This window comes from Meridianimarinicoccus roseus, assembly GCF_003172915.1.
Classification (GTDB): Bacteria; Pseudomonadota; Alphaproteobacteria; order Rhodobacterales; family Rhodobacteraceae; genus Meridianimarinicoccus; species Meridianimarinicoccus roseus.
Window position 1 is genome coordinate 128242 of record NZ_QGKU01000032.1, and the last position, 19803, is coordinate 148044.

18 protein-coding genes are annotated in these 19803 nt (G+C 65.6%); 10 read left to right on the plus strand and 8 right to left on the minus strand.

The genetic code is table 11. From position 1 onward, the window contains the following. Positions 1-99: 99 nt before the first annotated feature. Together DKT77_RS09745 and DKT77_RS09750 are read left to right on the plus strand one after the other, a co-directional pair. On the plus strand, positions 100-3072 hold the full coding sequence (locus tag DKT77_RS09745; RefSeq protein WP_109811508.1) for a hypothetical protein: 2973 nt from the start codon (positions 100-102) through the stop codon (positions 3070-3072). After that, positions 3062-3592: a hypothetical protein gene (locus DKT77_RS09750; protein ID WP_109811509.1), complete on the plus strand. Its 531-nt coding sequence runs from the start codon at positions 3062-3064 to the stop codon at positions 3590-3592. The genes DKT77_RS09745 and DKT77_RS09750 overlap by 11 nt, the downstream gene beginning before the upstream one ends. Here the strand turns inward: DKT77_RS09750 and DKT77_RS09755 are convergent. From DKT77_RS09755 to DKT77_RS09775, 4 genes are all read right to left on the minus strand, one after another. Then, the gene (locus tag DKT77_RS09755) at positions 3538-4911 is read right to left on the minus strand and encodes an ABC1 kinase family protein (protein ID WP_109811510.1); all 1374 of its coding nucleotides are present in this window, start codon (positions 4909-4911) and stop codon (positions 3538-3540) included. The genes DKT77_RS09750 and DKT77_RS09755 overlap by 55 nt on opposite strands. 55 nt (positions 4912-4966) lie before the next feature. After that, a complete protein-coding gene (locus tag DKT77_RS09760; protein ID WP_109811511.1) occupies positions 4967-5569 on the minus strand; it encodes an alpha/beta hydrolase in 603 nt (200 codons plus the stop codon). Further along, positions 5562-6497: a VOC family protein gene (locus DKT77_RS09765; protein WP_109811512.1), complete on the minus strand. Its 936-nt coding sequence runs from the start codon at positions 6495-6497 to the stop codon at positions 5562-5564. The genes DKT77_RS09760 and DKT77_RS09765 overlap by 8 nt, the downstream gene beginning before the upstream one ends. A 1026-nt stretch (positions 6498-7523) precedes the next feature. Further along, the gene (locus DKT77_RS09775) at positions 7524-8861 is read right to left on the minus strand and encodes an esterase-like activity of phytase family protein (RefSeq protein WP_109811514.1); all 1338 of its coding nucleotides are present in this window, start codon (positions 8859-8861) and stop codon (positions 7524-7526) included. Between the two features lie 160 nt (positions 8862-9021). Between DKT77_RS09775 and DKT77_RS09780 the strand changes: the two genes are divergently transcribed. From DKT77_RS09780 to DKT77_RS09810, 7 genes are all read left to right on the plus strand, one after another. Continuing rightward, a complete protein-coding gene (locus DKT77_RS09780; RefSeq protein WP_109811515.1) occupies positions 9022-9633 on the plus strand; it encodes a ribonuclease D in 612 nt (203 codons plus the stop codon). Between the two features lie 19 nt (positions 9634-9652). Continuing rightward, positions 9653-10618 carry a KpsF/GutQ family sugar-phosphate isomerase gene (locus DKT77_RS09785; protein WP_109811516.1) on the plus strand — a complete coding sequence of 322 codons (966 nt, stop codon included), beginning with the start codon at positions 9653-9655 and terminating at the stop codon, positions 10616-10618. 3 nt (positions 10619-10621) lie between these two features. Beyond that, positions 10622-11221: an LPS export ABC transporter periplasmic protein LptC gene (gene lptC / locus DKT77_RS09790; RefSeq protein WP_109811517.1), complete on the plus strand. Its 600-nt coding sequence runs from the start codon at positions 10622-10624 to the stop codon at positions 11219-11221. 17 nt (positions 11222-11238) lie between these two features. Continuing rightward, positions 11239-11748 carry an LptA/OstA family protein gene (locus tag DKT77_RS09795; RefSeq protein WP_109811518.1) on the plus strand — a complete coding sequence of 170 codons (510 nt, stop codon included), beginning with the start codon at positions 11239-11241 and terminating at the stop codon, positions 11746-11748. After that, positions 11745-12497, plus strand: a complete 753-nt coding sequence (gene lptB / locus DKT77_RS09800; protein WP_109811519.1) for an LPS export ABC transporter ATP-binding protein — start codon at positions 11745-11747, stop codon at positions 12495-12497. The genes DKT77_RS09795 and lptB overlap by 4 nt, the downstream gene beginning before the upstream one ends. 240 nt (positions 12498-12737) lie before the next feature. Continuing rightward, on the plus strand, positions 12738-13313 hold the full coding sequence (hpf, locus tag DKT77_RS09805; protein ID WP_109811520.1) for a ribosome hibernation-promoting factor, HPF/YfiA family: 576 nt from the start codon (positions 12738-12740) through the stop codon (positions 13311-13313). 36 nt (positions 13314-13349) lie between these two features. Next, entirely contained in the window at positions 13350-13814 is a 465-nt protein-coding gene (locus DKT77_RS09810) for a PTS sugar transporter subunit IIA (RefSeq protein ID WP_109811521.1), read from the plus strand. Positions 13815-13913: 99 nt separating this feature from the next. Here the strand turns inward: DKT77_RS09810 and galU are convergent, their stop codons facing one another. From galU to DKT77_RS09830, 4 genes are all read right to left on the minus strand, one after another. After that, positions 13914-14810 carry a UTP--glucose-1-phosphate uridylyltransferase GalU gene (gene galU / locus DKT77_RS09815; RefSeq protein ID WP_109811522.1) on the minus strand — a complete coding sequence of 299 codons (897 nt, stop codon included), beginning with the start codon at positions 14808-14810 and terminating at the stop codon, positions 13914-13916. A gap of 120 nt (positions 14811-14930) precedes the next feature. After that, on the minus strand, positions 14931-15737 hold the full coding sequence (locus tag DKT77_RS09820) for a 3-deoxy-manno-octulosonate cytidylyltransferase (RefSeq protein ID WP_109811523.1): 807 nt from the start codon (positions 15735-15737) through the stop codon (positions 14931-14933). A gap of 2 nt (positions 15738-15739) precedes the next feature. Further along, complete coding sequence (cysQ, locus tag DKT77_RS09825; protein ID WP_109811524.1) at positions 15740-16537, minus strand: 3'(2'),5'-bisphosphate nucleotidase CysQ; 798 nt, start codon at positions 16535-16537, stop codon at positions 15740-15742. A 97-nt stretch (positions 16538-16634) separates the two neighbouring features. Beyond that, positions 16635-17249: an alpha-ketoglutarate-dependent dioxygenase AlkB gene (locus DKT77_RS09830; protein WP_109811594.1), complete on the minus strand. Its 615-nt coding sequence runs from the start codon at positions 17247-17249 to the stop codon at positions 16635-16637. 561 nt (positions 17250-17810) lie between these two features. Here DKT77_RS09830 and dnaK point away from each other — a divergent pair. Further along, positions 17811-19730 (plus strand): molecular chaperone DnaK, encoded by a 1920-nt coding sequence (dnaK, locus tag DKT77_RS09835; protein ID WP_109811525.1) that lies wholly within the window; start codon positions 17811-17813, stop codon positions 19728-19730. The last annotated feature ends 73 nt before the right edge of the window (positions 19731-19803 follow it).

Consider the following 19803-nt stretch of genomic DNA (forward strand, 5'->3'; position numbering starts at 1 on the left):
CATGGAAACCCCACTACCTGCTCAGCTATTGGGCGACTAGGCTTCGATCCAGCTCGCGCCGGGTGCGCGGTTTTCCTGCAATTGCAAGGGGGTGGGATCATGCCGTCGCTGACCCAGACCGTCGAAGGTTTCTCGTTCACATCAATTGCCGCCGTGGGCGCGCAGTTCCGCGATGCGGGTCTCGGGCAGGCGGATATCGCACCCGCGCTTGGCGCCGCGCACGCGCTGTCGCCAACGCGCGGGCTGCGGCTGGCGAAGGGTTTGCTGGCCACGGCAAACACACGCGAACAGCTTCTGGAGGATGGCGATCGCATCATCGACTGGGCGCGCGGCGGCGATGCGGTGGCCAAGCGCAGCGCGGCCCAGGCCTTTCGCCAGCAGGCCGGGCGCGGCGGAGAATTGATCTTCGTGCACAAGATCGCAAGCCTGCCCCGCGCCGACGCCCGTGCTTTCATGCGCGAACATCTCGACAGCGGCGGCGATCTTGGGATCGTTCTGGACTGGCTTCAGATGGCCGGCGCAGAACTGCGCCGCCACCCCAAGAGGCACGACACGGCCGGGTTTCTTGGTGACGTGGTCGATTTCGTTGGCGACGCGTTCAGCACGGTCGGCGACGCCATCGTGAGTGTCGGAGAAGCCGTCGCAGAGGGCGTCAAGGGGGTCGTGGATGCCATTGTCGAGGCGGGCCGAACCATCGCCGAAATGGCCGGAGCCGTGCTGTCCTGGACTGTGGAGAAGGTTGCCGACCTGGTGGAGTCGCTGATCGAGGCGGGGGAAACCGTCGCCTCCATCCTTGCCGGCGCGCTGGAGGCCGGACTCGACGCGCTGCGCAAGTTCGCCCGCGCGATGATCGAGGCGGGCCGCACGCTGGCCGAACTTGCCGCATGGGCCTTGAGCCAAGCCGCGGGCGTGCTGGCCGACGTGTTCGACGCCGTCGTGTCCACCCTTGCCGACATCCGCGATCTCGTGGTCTGGGCCGCGACGCAGACCGCCGCCGCCGTGCGCAACGTGATCGAGGCGCTGATCGATATCGGGCAGTCGGTGTCGCGGGTGCTGACCGCCATGCTGTCGGCCGCTGCCGACGTTCTGGCCGCGGCGGTGCAAGCTCTGATCGAGATCGGCAGCACGGCGGGAGAATTGCTGATCGCGGTGATCACCCAGCCGGCCGGGGCAATGCGGTCGCTGATGCAGGCGCTGCGCCAGATCGGCCGCAGCCTCGTGTCGCTGCTGGACGCGGCCCGCGACGCGGCGGCCAGTGTTCTTGAAGCCGCGGTCGATGCCGCGCTCGCCATCGGCGAAACCGTTCTGGACCTCATGGCATGGGCCGCCACCCAGGTCGCCGAAGCCGCACGCCGCGTGCTGGACACTATGCTGCGCGCAGGGCTGCGGCTGATCGATGTTTTCGCATCGCTTGCGCAGGCCACGGTGTCGGTGATGCGCAAGGCGGTGCAGGCCGCGTTCGACCTTGGCCGCACTTTCGCCGGGCTGGTCGCGGAACTGTACGATCTTGCCACCGACGTGCTGGCAGACGTGATCCGCGCCGCGATCGCGCTTGGCCGAACGGTGGTGGAATTCATCGGCGCGGTGCTGGAATTCACCTATGCCGGGGCGGTCAAGCTGATGCGCGCGGCGATGGATGCCGGGATAGCGGTGGCCGAGCTTCTGGGGAATGTCGTGACCGAAGGGTATTTCGCGCTCCGCAAGATCGTGAACGGCATCCTCGATGCCGCCGGCCCGCTGGGCGACGTGCTGCAATGGGCGCTCGATGCGGCCGAGGACATGGTCAGCGAGGTCTGGCACGATACACTTCTGGCCATCCGCTACGCGCAGGAGAAGATCACCGGCGCGCTGGACTGGGCCGTCGAAAAGGGGCGCGAGGCGCTGGGGGCGCTTCTCTTCGCATGGGAAAGTATCGGCGAACGGCTGAGCGACGCCTACCGCCATCTTGCCGCGCTGGCGCGCCGGGTTGGCGACAGGGTGTGGGATTTCCTCGGCTGGGCTACCTTCGTGCTGGAAAACAGCGTGGACTACCTGCTGAATTTCCTCGAGAACGATTTCATCGAAGGGATCGCCAAGGTCGCCGAAGGGCTGCTGCGCGCGGGGCATGCGCTGGCCGACCTGATGGTCAGCATCGCCGACGAGAGCGCGCAACTGGTGCTGGAAGTGGTGCGCGGCGCGCTGCGTGCGGGTGCGGTGATCGGCGATCTGCTGATAGAAACCCTGCGCCAGCCCGATGCGTTTCTCGACCACGTCGCGGCGGCGATCGAGGCGCTTGGTAACACGATCGGCGACATGTTCCGCGCTGTGCAGGCGCGCGGTGCGGCGATGATCGACGCTCTGACGCTTTCGCTGCGGCGGCTCGGCCGCTCCGCGCAACTGATCTTGCAAGGCGCGGCGGAGATCGGTGGCGGGCTTCTCGGCGCGGTGATCGCGGTGCTGCTGTCCACGCTGCCCAGCTTCCGACCGCTTGTGGCGGTGGAACGCGCCGACGCGGCGCTGGTGTTCGGCGACACGATCGACCTGGACCGGGTGTTCATTTCGGCCGAGGGGCCAGGCAACGACGTGCTGTTCTGGGTCCAGGACACGCTGAACGGAAATCCGGACAGCCGGGCCTTCGTCGGCCTCAACCTGATCAACTTCGACATCGACGACGGGATCGAGATCGATGACGCGGGCACAATCGGGCTGGAACGATGGACCTTCATCCACGAAATGACCCATGTCTGGCAGGGCGTGACCGAAGGCCCGGTCTATATTGCGCACGCCATCGGGCTGATGCCGCAGGGCAATGCCGCCTACAACTACGGCTACGCGGACGGGGCCAACGTTACGCTGATATCGGATCACAAGACCCCAGCGACGCAGCTGGTGTTCGCGAATGCTGACGGCACCCTTCTGGGCGCCGGCGCTGAAACGGCGCTGCAGAACGGCGGCGGCGACATCACGGCGTTCAACGTGGAACAACAAGGGCAGATCGTGATGCACTGGTTCGCCCGCGCACACCTCTCGGTGCCGCCGATGCCGACCGCCGACTGGGACCCGTATATCGACGCGGTGCGCAATGCAGCATGACCGCCGCCCTGCGCGCGGCCGCGTTGTCGTCGCCGCGCAGTGGGATCCGGTCTTCATGGCGGAAGCCGCGCGATGGCGCGCCGCGCCCTGCCGCGCCACCTGCTTCGACGGGGCCGACACGGACCGCGCGGGCCTGTTCGCGGCGCTGCGGCCGGGCGATACGCTGGTCTATCTGGGCCACGCCACGCCGCGCGCTTGGCTGGGGTTTCGCGGCATCCGCGCCGATCATCTGCCGCCGCTGACCGCGCCGCTAGCCTGTGTGATCGCACTGACCTGCCACGGAACGGCACCGGACGGGGTGGGGGCAGCCTGGGTCGACAAGGGGTTGGCCCATGCCGCCACCGGACCGCGCGGACCAGTCGCCACGGACTTGCTGCTCAGGGTCGCCGCCGATCTGCGCGACCTTTTCGGCGCACGCAAGCCCGACACCGCCGGACGCACAGCCGCCGACGTGGCAGCCCGCGCTCAGCGCGCGGGAGCGGACTTCGGGCTGCTGTTCTCCGCACCCTGCCGGGTCTGAAGATAGGGGCGGATCAGGTCCGACACCGGCACCCGCGCGCCCAGCCGCGTCGCAAGCAGAAACATCCCCGCCACCTTTCGCTGCAGATAGAGCGTGTCCATCGGCGGGATCGTCCAGAAATCGCGCCCCTCGCCCAGAGCCATTCCCTTGGCGCGAAGTCGCGCGGCAAGATCGGACGCTCCGAAATCGAACCGGCCGGGCGCGCGCAGCGGCACCATGACCATCTCGATCATCTCCATCAGGATCGCTTCCTGCGCGGACGTGGTGCGAGCGTCGATGACGCCGACCTCGCGGGCAGCGGCGGCGGTGGCCACCCGGTCCCCAGCGACCCCGGCGCACAGCAGCCGCCCGAACGCCGCAACCACGTCTGTTGGAAATTCCCGCGCCGCCCCGAAATCCAGCAGGATCACCCGGCCGGTGTCGCCGCACACACGGTAGTTGGCGAAATTCGGATCGGTTTGCATCAGGCGGAATTCGAACAACTCGCGCAGGACCAGCGCAACGAGCCGCGTCATCACGCGGTCCCGGTCGGCCTGCGGGGCTTGCGCCATGTCCTCCACCGGGCGACCGGGCAGATAGGTCATGGCCAGGATGTCGGCGGTCACAAGCTCCGGCCGCAGCTCCGGCACAGCGAATTCGGGCGCATCGGCCAGGAGCCTCCCGAAGCGCGAAAGGTAGTCCGCCTCGCGCCGATAATCCGCCTCTTCGTGCAACTGCCGCTTCGCTTCGGCCAGCAGTGGCGAGATGTCGAGGTCGCGGGGCAGCAGGCCGGTCATCCGGATCAGCCCCGCCACGTTGTCCACGTCGCTGTCGATGCTGCGTCGCACGCCCGGATACTGCACTTTGATGGCAAGCTCCACGCCGTCCTTCGTGCGGGCGCGGTGGACCTGCCCGATGGAGGCCGCAGCAATGGGCCGCACGTCGAACCGCTCGAAACGACCGGTAAAATCAGCTCCCCAAGCCGCCGTCAAAACGCCGCGAAGCTGGCGCGGCGGCATGAAATCCGCCTGCGCGCGCAACCGCGACAGGATCTCGGCCAGTTCGGGTGGAAGAACGTCGCCGGCTTCCATCGACACAAGCTGCCCGACCTTCATCGCCGCGCCGCGCATCCGCGCAAGTTCGTCCGTGACCCGGCGCGCATTGGCTGGGGTCAGCAGAAGCTCCTGCAGGGTCGGGCGGCGGCCCTGCAGGGCCTGCCGCGCGCCCGCCATCGCCACGTTGCCCGCGACCCCACCCGCCAGACCGCCGAAGCGCGCAAAACGCGACAGCCGACCGCTGGGCACGGCAAGGCTGCGGGACTGGGTGGGACGATCGGTCATGGCGCTGCTCCGGACACGGGCAATTGAAGTAAGCCCCGTCCGCGTCGCGGCAAGGTCAGGGCCCCGTCAGCAAGGACTGAAGCGCGACCAGTTCCTCTTGCCGCAACTCGTGCCCGCCGGGATGGACAAGGTCCTGCACCGCTGCGCCCTGCGCCTTCAGATACGTGATCAGCGCGTTGGTCCGCGGCAGCGGGCAGATCGGATCGTGGGCACCGCCGGTCACCAGAATGCGCCGTCCGGCAAGGCCCGGCTGGGCATCGGGCTGCCACGGGATAAGCGGATGCAGCAACCCTGCCCGGTCGAACAGACCGGGATGCGACAGCATCACCGAGGCAAGGATGTTCGCCCCGTTGGAATAACCGAACCCCATCACCGAACGTCCCGGCATTGCCGCCTTGCGGTCCGCCACGAACCGCGCCATCGCCGCCGTCCGGGCGGTAAGGTCGGCCATGTCGTACACCCCTTCGCCGGTACGCCGGAAGAAACGTTGCGCACCGTGTTCCGACACGTCCCCCTCCGGCGCGACCACCGCCGCCCCAGGAAGGATTTCACGCGCGAGATCGAACACCTGCCGCGCCCGCCCGCCCGTGCCGTGGAACGCGAAAACCAGCGGGCCGTCACCGTCCTGTACCAGCGCGTCGTAGAAGGCGTCAGTCACGGATCGGCTCCAGCAGTTGCTCCAGTCGTGCGCGAAGGTGTTCGTGCTGGCTAGGCAATTTCAGCTCTGCGCCAAGGTGGGCGGTGTCCTCGTCGCGGTCGAAGCCGGGCTCGTTGGTGGCGACCTCGAACAGTATGCCACCGGGCGTGCGGAAATAGATCGCCCAGAAGTAGTCCCGGTCGATCACCGGAGTCACCTGGTAGCCGGTGTCGGTCAACGCCTTGCGCACAGCCAGTTGCGCAGCGCGGTCCGGCACGGCGAAAGCGATGTGGTGCACCGACCCCGCGCCTTGCCGCGCGCGCCCTGCGGACGGCATGGATTCAAGGTCCAACACGTTGGCGCCATTTGCGTTTTCGCGCACCATGCGGGTCAGACCATCGGCGGTTTCGACGGTTTCATAGCCCATGAAGCGCAATAGTTCGGCTTCGGGGCCGGTGTCACGCAGCCGCAACCGGGCGCCGGAAAACCCTTTGATGCCCACGTCTTCAGGTACGCCTCCGCCGGTCCACGGAGTGCGGACATCATCGCCGGATCGTTCGACCAGCGCGAAGCCGTCACCGTCGGGGCCGCGGAACTCGAGCCGCGACTCGCCGAAATTATCGTTCTTTTCCAGACTCTTGACGCCCTGCGACGCAAGCCGGTCCTGCCAATAGGGCAGAGCGTCGACAGGCACCGAGAATTCGGTCACACCGACCTCACCTGCGCCTGCAACTCCTTGATTCATATCAGGAAACGGGAAGTAGGTCATGACGGAGCCGGGGGTTCCCACCTCGTCACCGTAGTAAAGGTGATAGACGTCCGGTGCATCGAAATTCACCGTCTTCTTGACCCTGCGCAGTCCCAGCACCTTGGTGAAAAAGTCGTTGTTTTCCTGAGCGTTGGCCGCCATCGACGTGACGTGGTGCAACCCTTCGATCTGGGTGATCATTGTATCCTCCGTTCCGGCGCGGGGCCGGGAAATATGTGTCCGGGCGGCGCCGGGCAGGTGTGGTTTTCTGTAGGAGTCGTTTGCGCTTCTGGGATGGCAGATGGTCCGCGCACGCCCCCGTGAACAGGCCCGCCCGCGCGCAAGTTCTGTGTGAAATCGCGCAGAGCGACTGGCAGTAAGAAGGGGGCGGCCAACGGTGGACCACCCTTTTCTCGGCAGCCATTTAGGTCAGGTCAGGCGCAGAATGCGCACTTGCGCAAGAACCCGAGCAGCGCCAAACCACCGGCCAGCAGCGGCAGCGCCGCCAGGCCCGGGGACGGCATTGTAGGCGGCTGCGTTGAGGCAACGAAGCGCACACCGTCAATCGCGATGCAGGCTGGGCCACTGTCTGCCGCGTCGCGGATCGTCTGAATCCGGACGATGCGCGCGGCGGCTGTGGCAACGAAGTTTGCCGTTTCCTCAAGACAGTCGGGGCCCGTTGCATGGATCTTCCGGTGCCGATGACGTTGCCCCTCAGAAAGGCGCTAATTGGACCTGCGGCGATGGCGAAGGCGCTGGAAACCCGGGTCGCCCCGAAGTTGGCGGCTTACCAGCCCAGACTTTCGCTGTTCCCGACCACGAGGCCGGTGACGGTCTGCGAGATGGCCTCACTGAACGGCGGAAAGGTTGCGGTGATGCCCGGATCTTCCCTGGGGCGGACCCAGGTTCCGCTATTGAGCGAGGCCGCCGAAGAGGGCACGACGCACCTGACCCGCCGACATTTCCGGCAAGTCCGGAAGTGTCCGGTGTGTGTCAGGCGGCGGCCCAGCCGGTCGGAGAAATGACTCGTTCCACGACGGCACCGCACGAGAACGGTTCACGAATTTCCCGGCCATGGCGGCGCTGGTGCCAGCCCCCGGAAGGGCAAGGGAAAGAAGAAGGTCTGTATCGAAAGGACCCTCCGGGAAATGCATCGCGGCGGTGTTCGCGCTGAGTTTCGCAATTCCTCAGGGCAACGAGCTTCGGCAGGGGTGTTCGGCCTGACATTCAGTCGGCTGTCAGCAGACCGGGCACCGACAACAGAATCAGTTCGTTGTTAGCGGCAGCGCCGAGCTTACGGCCCGAGGAGAAGGGCAGGTTGTTGTCGTTCGCCACGAGGATATGGCTGTCGTCCCACAAGATCACATCCTCGATCGTGAAGAACGGAAAGGTGAATATGCCTGTCAGGTCGCGGGCAGCATCGGTTTCAAGCCGCGCCAGGCCGTCCGGGTCGGCGATGTTCATCAGGTCGATATGACCGATCCGGCGCACGAGCCCGTTGGCATCCACGCTTTCGGTGTCGATCAGAACAACATTCTTGACACGGGCGGGGTTGGGAAAACAATCCGGGGCACGGTCGCCCGAACAGGCCAGCGACGGGTCGCCTTCGCCGTTGTCGCGTTCGATCACCAGGGCGCGGGTGTCATCGATGAAGTTGAAATCGCCGATCGCCGTGGCGCCGTCGGCCAGCGGAAACCGAAACGCGTCGCCGGTCCAAACACCGGTGGCCGGATCGAAGGCCATCACGCGAAGGAACTGGCCTTCGGGCGTGCCATCCGGCGCGAGGATCGGTTTTTCCAGCATCGCCCACAGCAGCCCGCTTCCCGGCTGCAGCGCCATGCCTTCGTACCCGCCCGAGCGCGGCACCTGCCAGTCCGTGCCCGCCGCCGAAAGCGCGGACACTGCCGGGTGGTCGGGGCCGCGCAGTTCCGTTCCGCCAGAAATCGTCGGATGGACCGACAGAACGCGTCCGTCCAGCGTGGCGCGGATCAGGTAGGGGCCGAATTCCTCGCCGATCCAGACATTTTCGCCGACGATCTGGATGCTTTCGGGATCGAAATCCGCCCCGGTCAGGTACCGCGCGTCGGTGCCCTCAAGGGCTATGCGGAACGGCACCCGGAAATCCGGGTCGCGCAGGAAGACGGTTTCGCGCACCTCAACGGTGCCGGTTTCAAAATCGGGCACTATGCGGTGGAAGAAGAGCAGTGCATCGGGGCTGTTCGCCTTGGAGCCGAAGCCGTTGTCGGTCAGTGCGTAGATCGACCCGTCAGCAGCGTGCTGCATGGCGAAGCCCGACAGCCCCTGCAGCGGCTGGCCGATGAACGGGCGCGCGATACCGTAAGCGCCCGGCAGGCTCATCGGGGCGGTGACGCGCCGGGCGGGACCGTCGGGGCCGGTGAACTTGCCCGACACCCATGAGTCGCGCGGCGCGTCGGCGGGCGGAACGATCAGGCTGAGCGCGGGCAGCACGGCATGGGCGGCAAGCCGCGCGGGAAAGGCGGTGTCGGCGCAGGCCGGTGCAGCGGCCAGCAAGGCAAGGGCGGTCAGGAGGGATCGTGCGGTCATCGGGGTCTCCGAGGTTCGTGTGTGGTGTCAGCCTAACCGCGCCATGCGTCGGTTTCGCCACAGCGGCGTTTCGGAATTGTTACGGCGGCCCACAGCGCTGCCCTTTTGACACCGCTGCGGGACTGCACTACCGAAGCGTCAAAAGGAAAGGGCCTCCTGCGTGACCAACCACCTTCATCAGCGTGACCTGCCCGACGGGCTTGACCTTGGCCCTGTGGTGGCCATCGATTGCGAGGCAATGGGCCTGAACCCGCACCGCGACCGGCTCTGCGTCGTGCAACTGTCCGGTGGCGACGGACATGCCCATGTGGTGCAGATCGCGATCGGCCAGACCGAGGCGCCGAACCTGTGCCGCCTGCTGCGCGATCCCTCCGCGCTGAAGCTGTTCCATTTCGGGCGGTTCGACATCACCGCTATGCTGGCCGCCTTCGGGGCGCTGGCAGCGCCGGTGTATTGCACGAAGATCGCAAGCAAGCTGGTGCGGACCTATACCGACCGGCACGGGCTGAAGAACCTGACGCAGGAATTGCTGGGGGTGGACCTGTCCAAGCAGCAGCAGTCCAGCGACTGGGGCGCCGAGACGCTGACCGCGGCGCAGGTCGACTACGCGGCCTCCGACGTGCTGCACCTGCACAAGCTTCGCCTGGAACTGAACCGCCGGCTTGAGCGCGAGGGCCGGATGAAGCTGGCGCAGGCCTGTTTCGACTTCCTGCCCGCCCGCGCGCGGCTGGATCTTGAAGGCTGGCCGGACACCGATATCTTCAGCCACTGACCGGGAAAGGGTCCGCACCATGAGCCATGAGCGCGACAAGTTCCTCGAGGCCGGGCGCCGCGTGATCGCCATCGAGGCGGCGGCGCTGACGGGGCTGGCCCATGCGCTGGACGACAGTTTCGCCGAGGCGGTGGCGCTGCTGCTGGATGCCGGGGGGCGCGTGATCGTGTCGGGGATGGGCAAGTCCGGGCATATCGCGCGCAAGATCGCGGCGACGCTGGCCTCCACAGGCACACCGGCCCATTTCGTGCACCCGGCCGAGGCGAGCCACGGCGATCTCGGGATGCTCGCGCGGGGCGACGTGGTGATGATGCTGTCCAATTCCGGCGAGACGCCCGAACTGGCCGACATGATCGCGCATACCCGGCGCTTCGGGATCCCGCTGATCGGCGTGGCAAGCAAGCCGGGCAGCACGCTGTTGCGGCAGGCGGACGTCGCGCTGGTGCTGCCGCCCGCCGAGGAAGCCTGCGGCACGGGCGTGGTGCCCACGACCTCGACCACGATGACCCTTGCGCTGGGCGACGCGCTGGCCGTGGCGCTGATGGAGCATCGCGATTTCAGCCCGCAGGATTTCAGGCAGTTCCATCCCGGCGGCAAGCTGGGTGCGCAATTGTCGAAGGTGGCGGACCTGATGCATGTGGGCGACGAGCTGCCGCTGGCGCGCCTTGGCGACCCGATGACCGATGTACTTGTCACCATGAGCCAGAAGGGCTTTGGCGTGGTCGGTGTGCTTGACGAAGACGGGCGGCTGTCGGGGATCATCACCGATGGCGACCTGCGGCGGAAGATGTCCGGCCTGCTGGAACGCAGCGCGGGCGACGTGATGACCGCCGGGCCCAAGACCATCGCACCCGAGGCGCTGGCGCAGGAGGCAGTGGCCGTGATGGAAGCGCGCAAGATCACCTGCCTGTTCGCTGTCGACAGCGGCGGCGGACTGGCCGGGATCATCAACATCCACGACTGCCTGCGCGCGGGCGTGGTCTGACCGGTGGCGGCCGGGCGTCGCTATACGCGGGCCGTGACGGCTGCCAAGTTCGCGCTGCCACTCATTGCCCTCGGACTGCTGTCGGCCCTTGTCTTGCTGGCGCGCAACGCACCCGAAGGCGAACCGCTGCGCTTCGTGGACAGAGACGTTGAGGAACTGGCCCGCACCCAGCGCCTCGGCACGCCTCGCTATGCCGCCGTGACCGATGATGGGGGCGAGTTGTCGATCACCGCGGACGTGTTCGTGCCCGACCCGGAGCGCGCCCATGTCACCCTCGGCGAGAACCTGACCGCCACGATGCGGATGCCCGACGGAGTGGTCTACGACGCGACCGCCGACAACGGCGAGCTTGACGAGCCTGCGCTGAGGTCCACGCTGACCGACAACGTGGTCGTTGTCAGTTCGGACGGCGCTGTGCTGAGAACCGACGCGCTGCGGATGCGCAACGACCGCAGCTACATGGAAACGCTGGCACCGGTCCGGATAGACGGGCCGCAATGGTGGGTCGAAGCGGACCGAATGGAGGTTTTCACCGACCCCGAAGACGAGATGCGGACGCGAATGGTGTTCACCGGCGGTGTCCGGCTGCTATACACACCGTGAGACGGAAACAAGGGACGATGGCGATGCGCGCAGTGGTGACAGGTCTGGTGGCCGCGGCGGTCCTGTCATGGGGCGCCGCCGCGCAGGACACGGCGACCGGCGGGTTCCGCAATTCCGACCCCGACGCGCCTGTGGAGGTCACGTCCGACCGGCTGGACCTTGCCCGCGCCGAGGGCACCGCGCTGTTTACCGGAAACGTGCTGGCGATCCAGGGCGACATGCGGCTGACCGCACAATGGGTTCTGGTGGAATACGTTCTGAACCCCGACGGCACGCTGGGTGACGATATAGACACAATCACGGCCCGTGAGGACGTGCTTCTGGTCACCCCCGAGGAAGCCGCGGAGGGCGACGAGGCGATCTACACCCCACAGACCAACACGGTCGTCATGACCGGCAACGTGTTGCTGACCCAAGGCGGCAACACCGTCGCCGGCGACCGGCTGGTGGTGGACATGGAAACCGGGCTGGGCGAGGTGCAGGGACGCGTGCGCACCGTTCTGCAACCGGCGACGGAAGACCAATGAGCGCGCTGAACGTCACGCCCGGCGATGCCGGTCTGCGGATCGTCGGCCTGCGCAAGAGCTATCGCAAGCGACCGGTGATCCGCGACGTGTCGCTGGACCTACATCGCGGCGAGGTCGTCGCGCTGCTGGGTCCGAACGGGTCGGGCAAGACGACCTGCTTCTACTCCATCGCCGGTCTGGTCACCCCCGAGGGCGGGCAGGTGATCCTTGACGGGCGGGACGTCACGCTGCTGCCGATGTACCGGCGCGCCCGCATGGGGATCGGATACCTGCCACAGGAGGTGAGCATCTTCCGCGGGCTGAGCGTTGAGGACAACATCCTCGCCATCCTCGAGATCGCCACACCCGACCGCACCACGCGCAGCGAACGGCTGGAAGAGCTCTTGTCGGAATTCTCGATCGAGCATCTGCGGCGCGCGCGCGCGCTGTCGCTGTCAGGCGGCGAACGACGCCGGGTGGAGATCGCCCGCTGCCTTGCCGCCAACCCCCGCTACGTGCTGATGGACGAACCCTTCGCCGGGGTGGACCCGATCGCCGTGGGCGATATCCGCGCGCTTGTGTCGGACCTCAAGACGCGCGGAATCGGCGTGCTGATCACCGACCACAACGTGCGCGAGACGCTTGAGATCGTGGACCGCGCCTACATCCTGCATGACGGCAAGGTGCTGATGAGCGGCACAACGCAGGATGTCGTGCGCAACGAGAACGTCCGGCGGGTCTATCTCGGGCAGGGCTTCAAGATAGACTGATGCGCCGCGCGACCCGGATTGACATGACGCAAGGTTTGGGAGCCAAATGAAGGGTATGCAGTCAGGACCGTATGCCAGCATGCCCACCCTTGTCCCTGCCCCTGCGGGCGACGGGAATGGCATTGCCGGAACAAAAGAAGGTCGTGCGCTTTCGCCACCACAATTAACGGCGCCTTAACGTTCCGGGGCTCACACCCGGAGAACACCGGCGTCGGCACTTCAACGCGCACAGGAGGACACATGCGTTACCAGATCACCGGAAAACAAATCGACGTCGGCGAGGCCCTGCAGACCTATGTGCAGGACGAGTTGACCGTCGTGGTGCAGAAATACGCCGAACGTCCGACAGAGGCGGTGGTGACCTTTTCCAAGTCCGGGGCCGAGCATGTCTGCGAAGCCACGGTGCACCTGTCTACCGGTCTGACCGTCAGCGCGAAGGGCCAGGCTTTCGAGATCTACCCCAGCTTCGATTCGGCCTGCGAGAAGATGGAAAAGCAGCTGCGCCGCTACAAGCGCCGGTTGAAGGATCACCACAAGGATCGCGCGCAGCCGGTTGAAGCTTTCGGCGCTTCGTCCTATGTGATCGCCACGAACGAAACGGACAGTGAAGACGAACCCGACAGCCTGACCCCGGTCATCATCGCGGAGATGCAGACCCGAATCCCGTCGATCTCGGTCGGCGAGGCGGTGATGCAGATGGAATTGGCCGAAGCGCCGGTGCTGGTGTTCAGGAACGAGGGAACGGACGGCGTGAACGTCGTATATCGGCGGGATGACGGAAACATCGGGTGGATCGAGCCCGAACGCACCACCTGACGGACAACGCCGTTCCTTGGCAGAAAGTAAGACAGCATGACATTGGGTTCCCTTCTGAAGCCGGAAGCCGTGAAGGTTCTGGGCAACGTGACGAGCAAGAAGCGCCTCATGCGCGACCTGTGCGACATTGCTGCAGGCTGTTACGGCATCGACACGGAGGAGGCCCTGAGCGCGCTTCAGGATCGCGAAAGCATCGGCCCGACCGGGGTTGGCGGCGGTGTCGCGCTGCCCCATGCACGCATCCCCAGCCTGGAGAAAGTGGTGGGCGTGTTCGTTCGGCTTGAACGGCCCGTTCCGTTCGAAGCGGTGGACCGCCAGCCAGTGGACCTTGTGTTCGCGCTGTTCGCACCCGAGGACAGCGGCGTGCATCACCTCAAGGCGCTGGCTCTTGTGTCTCGGGCGCTACGCGGCGCGAAAGTGCAGGCCAAGTTGCGCGCGAACGAAGATCCAGTGATCTTGCACACGATCCTTGTCGGTGCGGAGGAATCGCAAGCCGCCTGACGGCTGCGGGACCTTTTGCCGGGCAGAAATTCGAAAGGGCACGGCCGGGATCGGCCGTGCCCTTTTTCCGTGCCGCCGCGACGACGGGTGGGTAGTGGATTATTCTGCGGCGGTCTGAACGCCCATGATGTCGCGCAGGAAGCTGCCGAATTCATCCCGCAGGTCGTCACGTCCCAATCCGAAGGCCACGGTGGCCTGCAGAAAGCCCGCCTTGGACCCGCAATCGAAGCGCTGGCCGCGGAAGCGATAGCCGTGAACTCCTTCAGCACCGCCGATTTCCTGTGCGATGGCGTCGGTCAACTGGATCTCGCCCCCGGCTCCGGCGCGCAGGCTGTTCAGGTTGTCGAGCACCTTAGGAGACAGGATATAGCGGCCGATGACGGCAAGGTTGGATGGCGCGTCTTCGGCCTTGGGTTTCTCCACCATGCCCTTGGCAGTCACGATCGGCCCGTTCTCCTCGGCAACGTCCAGCACTCCGTAGGCCGACACCTTGTCGTTGGGCACCTGCATCGCGGCGACCATGCAGCCGCCGGTTTCCTGATAAGCCTCGACCATCTGATGCAGGCAGGACTTGTCGTCGGCTGCGATCACGTCGTCGGGGAGCACGACGGCAAAGGGTTCGTCACCGATCAGGCGGCGCGCGCACCACACCGCATGGCCCAAGCCCAGCGCCTCGCGCTGGCGCACATAGGCGATTGCGCCGCTGGGCATGTCGGTTTTCTTGAGGGCCTCAAGAAGCGCGGTCTTGTTCTTGGCCTTGAGCGTTTCTTCAAGCTGCGGCGCCGCGTCGAAGTAGTCTTCAAGCGCGGACTTGCCGCGTGACGTGACGAAGATGAATTCCTCGATACCCGCATCGCGCGCCTCGTCGATGGCGTACTGGATGAGCGGCCTGTCTACGAGCGTCATGATTTCCTTGGGGATGGACTTCGTTGCCGGAAGGAAACGAGTTCCCAATCCCGCCACCGGAAAGACTGCCTTGGTAACCTTACGATTCATTGTTCCGTCCATTTCATTACATAACATCAGCGAACCAAACGCGAAAATGGCCGTCACACCATATCACATCCACGTAACGCGGGAACCGCACAACGCACTCATGGCGTACGCTCCGTACCCTCACGCGTCCGGCACCCGACCTGCGAGCACGCGTTCTATCCTTTCAACATCCTCTGGGTTGTTCAGTTCCCAGAAAACCCGGCCTCGTCCTTCGACTTCGACGCATTTTATCGTCAGCCCGTTTTCAAGGAACCTTAGTTGCTCAAGCCCCTCAAGGGCTTCCAGCGGCCCTTGCGTCAGTCCAGTGTAACGCGCAAGCGCGGCGGGCCGGTAGGCATATACGCCCACATGGTGAAACACCGGCGTCGGCATATCGGGGTCGTAGTCGTGACCGGTGAACGGCAAGACTTCTTTTGAGAAATAGAGCGCACGGCCGGATTTGTCAAAAACCGCCGTCGTGCCGCCAACCCGCCCGGCGCTGCGGTCCTGCCGGAAACCGGCGAGCGCGCGGCCATCGCAGCGCAGTACCGGCGTGGCGACATCGGCCCCATCATCGGCGCGCAGACCGGCCACGAGGTCCTCCACGAACCAGGCCGGGGTCAGCGGCGCGTCGCCCTGAAGATTGACCACGATCGTCGGCGCGGGGCCGTCAAGACGGCCGATCGCATCGGCGCAGCGTTCCGTGCCGTTGGCACAGCTTTCGGCGGTCATCACCACCTCGGCGCCAAAGCTTTCCGCTGCATCCGAGATCCGGGCGTCATCTGTGGCCACGACCACGCGGTCCACGCCGCGCACCGCCATCGCGGCCTCCCACGACCGCTGGATCAGCGTCTTGGACACTCCGTCCGCATCGCGCAGCACCACCAGCGGCTTTCCCGGGTAGCGTGTGGAGGCATAGCGCGCCGGTATGACGATGAGCACCGACACGATCAGGCAGACTTCAACTGGACGCCCGGCGCATGGGCGATGAAGAACGGGTTTTCATACCCCGGCTTGCCGTAGGTCAGCGGGCTGTGATCGTCGAAACGCACCATCGCCCCGCCCGCGCCTGTAAGGACAGCCTGTCCCGCAGCGGTATCCCACTCCATCGTGCGCCCCAGGCGTGGATAAATGTCGGCCTCGCCGCTGGCGACGAGGCACAACTTCAAAGAGGAACCAGCGCTGGTCATGTCCTTGATGGCATACTTGCCGATATAGGCGTCGGTGGCCGCATCGCGGTGGTTCCTGGAGGCGACGACCATCAGCGCATCGTTGTCGGGCGTGCCGACCTGCACCGGGGTGAGTGCGCCGGGCGCCGCCTTTTCAAAAGGCCCGACTTCTTCCACCGTGCGCCCGTCCGCGCGCGTGTAGAACAGACGGTCACGGGCCGGCGCGTAGACGACACCGCGCACCGGGACACCATTCTCGACATAGGCGATGTTGACCGTGAAATCGCCGCGGCGCTGCACGAATTCCTTGGTGCCGTCCAGCGGATCGACGATCAGGAAGTCCCGCGCGCTTTGGCTGTGTGATGCGGCCTGTTCCTCGGTCACGAGCAGTGTGTCGGGAAAGGCCGCGCGCAGGCCGGCGGAGATATGCGCATCAGCGGCTTCGTCGGCTTCTGTGACCGGGCTGTCGTCGCTTTTGGAGCGGACGTTGAAATCGTCGCGGGCGTAGATCGCCATGATTATGTCGCCCGCTTCCAGCGCGAGGCGCCGAAATTCGGATTCCAGCACGGAGTAGTCCATCGTGCCGACCCCCTTCGTCCATCGTTACGAGTCGAGTTTTCGCAAACCCATGCCCTATGGGCAACCGCCCATTGCAGTGCAGCCCGGAACCACCCTGTCACGTCACGACCCGCAGCGTAAGGTTGATTCTGCCACCGTCGCGCAGGAGCGTGGACGAACCGAAACGGATCCGGTCCACCCCGTGAAAGGCAAGACGCGCGGGCCCTTCCAGCACGGCGGCATCGCCCGATCGCAGCCAGCACGACCGCGTCGGGCCACCGCGCACGGTGCCGCCGACCCGGAACAGCCCGTCATCGCCCAGCGACAGTGATACAACCGGTTGCGTCAGGTCAGCCTCGTCCCGGTCCTGGTGCAGGCCCATGCGCGCGCCTTCGCCGTAGAAATTCACCAGGCAGCATTCCGGGGCGCGCGCGCCGGGCACCAGCAGCGCCCAGAGGTCCAGCAGTGGCTGCGGGATCGGCGGCCATTCGCGGCCGGACGGGTGGCGGTCTGCGTAGCGGTATCCCTTCCGGTCCGACACCCAGCCGAACCGCCCGGCCGCCGTCATCCGAACGCTGAGTGGCTTGCCTCGCGGCGTGCTGTGCGTCACCAGCGGGGCGGCCGCGACCAGTGCGCGCAATTCTTTCAGCAGCGCCGCCTGAGCTGTGGGGTCAAGCAGGCCAGGCACGATACGGACACCTTTCAGGTCAAGGGCGGCGGGCCCCTCCGTCATGAGGCGCAGGGCCCGGCCGGGCCGGGCCGCAAGCCCGAGCGTTGCCGCCAGCGCCACCAACGCTGCATGATCAACCGCGAAAGGTCCGATGACGTCTCCGGTCCCGGCGAAGATCGGCTTGTCGGCCAGGTTGCGCCGACACGGGTTGCGGGCGGCTCGGCATCGCCGTGGGCCGCCAGGAACTTCTTTGTCATGAACAGTCCTCCGACAGGGCAAGGGTCCGGCGTCCGGTTCTGTCTTGCCCCACGCACGGCACGTTGACACGGGCATCCCATCCTGCAGGCGTCGCACGCTGTGCCCTCGATGTCCAATGCAGCGTATCCACGCCCGGAAAACGGGCGCATCCGGGGCAGCCGCAAAGCCGGACCGGGCAGCGCGAACACCGCGGGTATCGCCGAAAAAACGCCTGAAACGATCTCAAAGGCGCGCTTGCAGCCCCTTGGTGCGGCCCTTATATACTCCGCAGTTCGCCGGGGATATCCCGGCACAGCCAAACCAAGGGATAGGGGACGGCGCCGCAATCGGGCCCTCCCCGCAGATCGCCAGAAAGAAGGTACGACAATGGCCAAAGTAATCGGTATCGACCTCGGCACGACCAACTCCTGCATCGCCATCATGGATGGGGCGCAGGGCCGCGTCATCGAAAACGCCGAAGGTGCCCGCACCACCCCGTCGATCGTCGCGTTCACGGAAAGCGAACGGCTTGTAGGTCAGCCCGCCAAGCGGCAGGCCGTGACCAACCCGGACAACACCATCTTCGCCGTCAAGCGTCTCATCGGCCGCCGGTTCGACGACACGGACATCGCGAAGGACAAGAAGAACCTGCCCTTCACCGTCGTGGACGGCGGAAATGGCGATGCGTGGGTCGAGGCACGCGGCGAGAAGTATTCGCCCAGCCAGATCAGCGCGTTCATCCTGGGCAAGATGAAGGAAACCGCCGAAAGCTATCTTGGCGAGGAAGTGACGCAGGCCGTCATCACCGTGCCCGCCTATTTCAACGACGCCCAGCGTCAGGCCACCAAGGACGCGGGCAAGATCGCGGGCCTTGAGGTACTGCGCATCATCAACGAACCGACGGCAGCTGCGCTGGCTTATGGTCTCGACAAGAAAGAGGCCAAGACGATCGCCGTCTATGACCTTGGCGGCGGCACGTTCGACGTCACGATCCTCGAGATCGATGATGGCCTGTTCGAAGTGAAATCGACCAACGGGGACACCTTCCTCGGCGGCGAGGATTTCGACATGCGGATCGTCAACTACCTTGCCGACGAGTTCAAGAAAGAGCACGGCGTGGACCTGACGCAGGACAAGATGGCCCTGCAGCGTCTGAAGGAAGCGGCTGAAAAGGCCAAGATCGAACTGTCATCGGCAAGCCAGACCGAGATCAACCAGCCGTTCATCTCGATGGGGAGCAACGGTCAGCCGCTGCACATGGTGATGAAGCTGACCCGCGCCAAGCTGGAAAGTCTTGTCAGCGACCTGATCAAGGCGTCGATCAAGCCGTGCCAAGCCGCGCTGAAGGATGCAGGCCTGTCGGTGGGCGACATCGACGAGGTGGTTCTGGTCGGCGGCATGACCCGAATGCCGAAGGTGCACGAGGAAGTCACCAAGTTCTTCGGCAAGGAACCGCACAAGGGCGTCAACCCCGACGAGGTGGTCGCGCTGGGTGCAGCCATTCAGGCCGGCGTGCTTCAGGGCGACGTCAAGGACGTCGTGCTGCTTGATGTGACCCCTCTGAGCCTTGGCATCGAAACGCTGGGCGGCGTGTTCACCCGTCTTATCGACCGCAACACGACGATCCCGACAAAGAAGTCTCAGATCTTCTCCACCGCCGAGGACAACCAGTCGGCCGTGACGATCCGCGTGTTCCAGGGCGAGCGTGAAATGGCGTCCGACAACAAGATGCTGGCGCAGTTCAACCTTGAACAGATCCCGCCTGCCCCCCGCGGCATGCCGCAGATCGAGGTGACCTTCGACATCAACGCCGACGGCATCGTCGCCGTGAGCGCGAAGGACAAGGGCACCGGCAAGGAGCAGAAGATCACCATCCAGGCGTCTGGCGGTCTGACCGAGGACGAGATCGAGCAGATGGTCAAGGACGCCGAGGCGAACGCTGAAGCGGACAAGGGTCGCAAGGAACTGGTCGAAGCGAAGAACCAGGCCGAAAGCCTGATCCATTCGACCAAGAAGTCGCTGGAAGAGCATGGCGACAAAGTGGACCCGACCACTGTTGAAGCGATCGAGTTCGCCATCACGGCACTGGAAGAAGCGCTTGAGAAAGACGATGCCGCGAAGATCAAGTCGGGCATCCAGAACGTCATGGAAGCGTCCATGAAGCTGGGTGAGGCCATCTACAAGGCGCAGGCCGATGCCGGCGAGGATGACGGGGCCGCCGATGATGACGAGGACCGCGCATCCGGCGACGACGACATCGTGGATGCCGATTTCGAAGATCTGGGCGACAACAAGCGCGCGTCCTGAGCGCGGTGACATGCACGAACCGGCCCTGACGCAGCTTCGGGGCCGGTTCTGCGTTTCCAGGAGGTGACGCGCG

What these genes read in the sequence shown, in the direction of transcription:
- DKT77_RS09745 (WP_109811508.1), top strand. Translation starts at nt 100, where the DNA reads ATGCCGTCGCTGACCCAGACCGTCGAAGGTTTCTCGTTCACATCAATT.
- DKT77_RS09750 (WP_109811509.1), top strand. Translation starts at nt 3,062, where the DNA reads ATGCAGCATGACCGCCGCCCTGCGCGCGGCCGCGTTGTCGTCGCCGCG.
- DKT77_RS09755 (WP_109811510.1), bottom strand. Translation starts at nt 4,911, where the DNA reads ATGACCGATCGTCCCACCCAGTCCCGCAGCCTTGCCGTGCCCAGCGGT.
- DKT77_RS09765 (WP_109811512.1), bottom strand. Translation starts at nt 6,497, where the DNA reads ATGATCACCCAGATCGAAGGGTTGCACCACGTCACGTCGATGGCGGCC.
- DKT77_RS09775 (WP_109811514.1), bottom strand. Translation starts at nt 8,861, where the DNA reads ATGACCGCACGATCCCTCCTGACCGCCCTTGCCTTGCTGGCCGCTGCA.
- DKT77_RS09785 (WP_109811516.1), top strand. Translation starts at nt 9,653, where the DNA reads ATGAGCCATGAGCGCGACAAGTTCCTCGAGGCCGGGCGCCGCGTGATC.
- DKT77_RS09795 (WP_109811518.1), top strand. Translation starts at nt 11,239, where the DNA reads ATGGCGATGCGCGCAGTGGTGACAGGTCTGGTGGCCGCGGCGGTCCTG.
- lptB (WP_109811519.1), top strand. Translation starts at nt 11,745, where the DNA reads ATGAGCGCGCTGAACGTCACGCCCGGCGATGCCGGTCTGCGGATCGTC.
- hpf (WP_109811520.1), top strand. Translation starts at nt 12,738, where the DNA reads ATGCGTTACCAGATCACCGGAAAACAAATCGACGTCGGCGAGGCCCTG.
- DKT77_RS09810 (WP_109811521.1), top strand. Translation starts at nt 13,350, where the DNA reads ATGACATTGGGTTCCCTTCTGAAGCCGGAAGCCGTGAAGGTTCTGGGC.
- galU (WP_109811522.1), bottom strand. Translation starts at nt 14,810, where the DNA reads ATGAATCGTAAGGTTACCAAGGCAGTCTTTCCGGTGGCGGGATTGGGA.
- cysQ (WP_109811524.1), bottom strand. Translation starts at nt 16,537, where the DNA reads ATGGACTACTCCGTGCTGGAATCCGAATTTCGGCGCCTCGCGCTGGAA.
- DKT77_RS09830 (WP_109811594.1), bottom strand. Translation starts at nt 17,249, where the DNA reads ATGACGGAGGGGCCCGCCGCCCTTGACCTGAAAGGTGTCCGTATCGTG.
- dnaK (WP_109811525.1), top strand. Translation starts at nt 17,811, where the DNA reads ATGGCCAAAGTAATCGGTATCGACCTCGGCACGACCAACTCCTGCATC.